2 protein-coding genes are annotated in these 3,474 nt (G+C 60.5%); both read right to left on the minus strand.

Features of this window, described 5'->3' with window-relative positions:
• Positions 1-564 precede the first annotated feature (564 nt).
• Positions 565-2,295, minus strand: a complete 1,731-nt coding sequence (locus BST14_RS27635; RefSeq protein WP_083067439.1) for a phytoene desaturase family protein — start codon at positions 2,293-2,295, stop codon at positions 565-567.
• A gap of 73 nt (positions 2,296-2,368) precedes the next feature.
• The gene (locus BST14_RS27640; protein WP_083067440.1) at positions 2,369-3,004 is read right to left on the minus strand and encodes a TetR/AcrR family transcriptional regulator; all 636 of its coding nucleotides are present in this window, start codon (positions 3,002-3,004) and stop codon (positions 2,369-2,371) included.
• Positions 3,005-3,474 lie beyond the last annotated feature (470 nt).

The raw sequence follows: 3,474 nt of genomic DNA on the forward strand, positions 1-3,474 counted from the left end.
CAGCCCACTACGCTGCCACCTGTACCCACCAATGAACGACTCTCCTTCGCCGTGGACCAGTTCACGGGGTCCGGTCAGGATCACCACAACCTCCGTCGCCTAAGCAGTCACCGCCGTGAGCGCCGTGGTGGAACGCCGCGACGAACTGATCAAAATCCATAACTTAGGGTGGCCGCACGATGGTCGACGACGCCGACGTGGTCCTGTAGGTCTATAAGTATCCGGCTGAGCACCGGATCCATTCGAGGACCGCGAATCCGGCCGGAATCGTCATTGCCACAGCATGTTTGAAAAGAAAGTATCATAGGGCCCGTACGGGCCGGGTCCAGCAACGGCCTACAAGCTAATCCAGCCCGCTCAGCCCCGCTGGCAACGAGGTCAATGCATCCGAACCGGTGGACTTCGTCGGGGCCGAGCCCAGTCCATGAGGCCACGTTACCCGAGAACACCGCATCGACATCGCAACCGAACCGTCTATGCCAGAGACTGGCACTAACGGATCGCGTGTCACCAACTCATCGATCCACAGGTTCCGACAGTATATTCAGTAGCCGGTTTCACCCGTCAGCTATGTTGTTGAGGCGCCAACTCGCCAGCTGCTTGCCTAATTTCGGTGGGAGCAAGGATCGAGCCGGTAGGAGGCTGCATCCGATTGTCTTCACTGCCACGAGCCAAGGCTCGAAGGAAATCGCATGCGCGCCCGAGGCGGCCCAGCGGAGAATGTACGTGTAGGTCCTGTAGCAAGGTGCCGGCGCTCATTTTGCCATTAAGGCCAGATACGCCGGCAGGAGGATGCGTACCTACGCCGGAAATATAGAGCCTATCCAGCGGCGTGCGATAGCGGCCGAACCCTAACGCGGGGCGCAATGGGCCGATACGGGTCGGGAGGAAGTCGATGTGATAGATGCACCCGTTATTCGTGCCTACTCGCTTCGCGCGGTCGGCGGGCGTCTCGATGTATCGACCGATCTCTCGCAGTTCGGTGGTAAGCACTGGTTGCGCCTGGCTGACCAGTTGCTGGGCCGCCGCTGTGCGCCCCTTCGCCCATCCGCCGCGGGGCTTGCTCGGCACCGTAGGACTGTACAGCTGGATGACATCCTGTCCAGCCGGAGCTTGGCTGTGGTCAATAGAGTTGAAGATAGTGCCCCACCAAGGGATGTCGGTCGGAACCTGCCCGGCCATCGACTCTTCAGCTGCCCGGACGATCGAGTCGAGCGTGCCGGTCATAAGTGTGGGGCGCCGCAAGTCGACGTCGGATCGCTTTGGGCGGTGGAAAGGTAGTTCGACGTGCTGGTCGACTGCAACGGTCACGGTGAGCTGTCCGATGCCCCACCCGTCGTCGGGCGCCGAATGCAGGCGTGCAGCCAGGCGCGGCTCGAGCGCGTCGCCGACCAGTCGCGGAAGCGCTTGTGGGGGACAGGCTGTGATGACGCCATGGCGCGCCTTAATGATGGAGCCGTCCGCCATCTCGACGCCACAAGCCCGGCCGGCTTTGGTTACGATCCGGACCACCTCGGCGTTGGTACGTACCTTCCCGTTCTGCTCAAGCAGGCACCTCGACAAGGCCGCAACTATTCCGCCCATTCCACCAACAGGTCGCCCGATACCGGTTCGGTGAAGCAGCGTGGTGTTCATCAACGTGAAGCCGTTACCATCCGCGAACGGAGAGCCGAGAATGGTGTTCGCAAAGATCGACCGAACTGCCTCGGTCTCGAAGGTACCCGCGATCGTGTCCACCGCATTCGCAGTGCACATGTCCGCCAGTGTATTTCGCAGCTTACGATCGGTCACCAGCGAGCGCGTCCAGGACGCCAGCGAACGTAGGTCCAGCTGTGTGGGATGACTCGTCAGGTAACCGTAAAAGATGTCGACACAGCGCAAAGTGACCTCCATCAATTCGCGATACCGCTCCGCGTCTGCGCGAGAGAAGCGCGCGATGTCCGCAACGGTGGCTTCGACGTCTCGTTGGATCAGAAGCGAATCACCGTTCGGGCCGAGCCAAGCCCAACCGGCCGACTCATACTCGCGAAACCCATAGCGAACCAGGTCCAATTCCCTTGCCACGCCTGATATGCGGAAGAACAGATCCTCGAAGGCGCATGGTGAGACGAGGTGATTCGGAGCCTCTGCAATGAGTGGAGCGCTCATCGCCATTCCGCCTAGATGCGGCTCCTTCTCAAGCACCAGAACGGTATGCCCGGCCTGTGCTAGGTAGCATCCTGCGGTCAATCCGTTGTGACCTCCGCCGACGATCACTACATCGAAGACGTTTTCTCCGCGCCGCGCTTCTATCATTCAAACCTCCGAGTACGTTCTAGTACTAACTAGTACCGAACAGTACTTACTGCGTCAACACCGTATCGCACCGTCATGCTGTGCTTTGTCCTGTCGCACCCCATGCCCTGAGGATTGGGTCGATTAGCCGCTCCGGCAGGTCCTCGATTGGTTCCGATCCTGGGACCAGGATGCGAAAATAGACCGTCGAGGCGACCAGGTCCGCGGCGATCTCTTCATCCAAATCAGGTGGCACGAGACCTCGTGCGATCGAGCGCCGAACCAACTCGCGCTCGTTTTGTCGCCACCTTCCGACGAAGCGCTCGAACGCATCGGCCAGCAATGGATCACGGAGCGCCTCCGCGATGACACTCGAAGCGACTCCGCGAAGCTGCTCTGCAATCTCGACGAGACCGCGGAGGGTATCCAAGAGGTCTGCGCGCAGATCACCGGTGTCCGGGGTAAGTGTTGCCCTGTCCGTGAATCGCGAAAGCAAGTCGACGACGATCTCGGACTTGGATCGCCATTGTCCATAAATCGTGGCCTTGCTGACTCCCGCTTCGGCCGCAATGGCGTCGAGCGATGTCCCGGCAAATCCGCGATCCCTCAGCAGCTGCAGCGTCGCGTCAAGAATCGCCTCGCGCGTACGCAGGCTTTGTGCATACCCGCGGCGCCGGCGCCCCGGTTGATCTGGCGTAGACGCGGAAGAAGCCGACATGGATCCACCCATCTCGTCAGGGTAACGGGACGCTGACCTTGCCTCGACGTGCGTTCGCCGCCCCGCAGCGGAATGATGGCACAACACGTGCGAGAAACGGTCGTAACCGAGTTGGCGAGCACTTCTCGTGAACCCGGAGGTGTTGCTGCCGGCAAGATTTCGCGCCCGTATGGGCCGAATCTAGACGCATGAATCGAGTCGATAGTCAGGGATTCAGATGTCAAATGACGTCATCAACACCGCTACCACAAGGTCGAGCTGACCTGCAGTCCGTCCCGCCGCGGGCCATGGAAGACCGTCGAGGACGTCGAACTAACCGGTCTTGGCCTCTCTGAGAAGAACATGTGCTTTCCATCTCAAAAGGTCACCGGGCCGCGACTGTAACGATGTTGGGTTTTGCCCACCTGGCCTGACCCCGATCGGTTGATCCATGGCCTATGAGAGTCTTGCGGCCCACGACGTGGGCAGGAAGGCTCGACAAG

Source organism: Mycobacterium arosiense ATCC BAA-1401 = DSM 45069 (genome assembly GCF_002086125.1).
Taxonomy (GTDB): domain Bacteria; phylum Actinomycetota; class Actinomycetes; order Mycobacteriales; family Mycobacteriaceae; genus Mycobacterium; species Mycobacterium arosiense.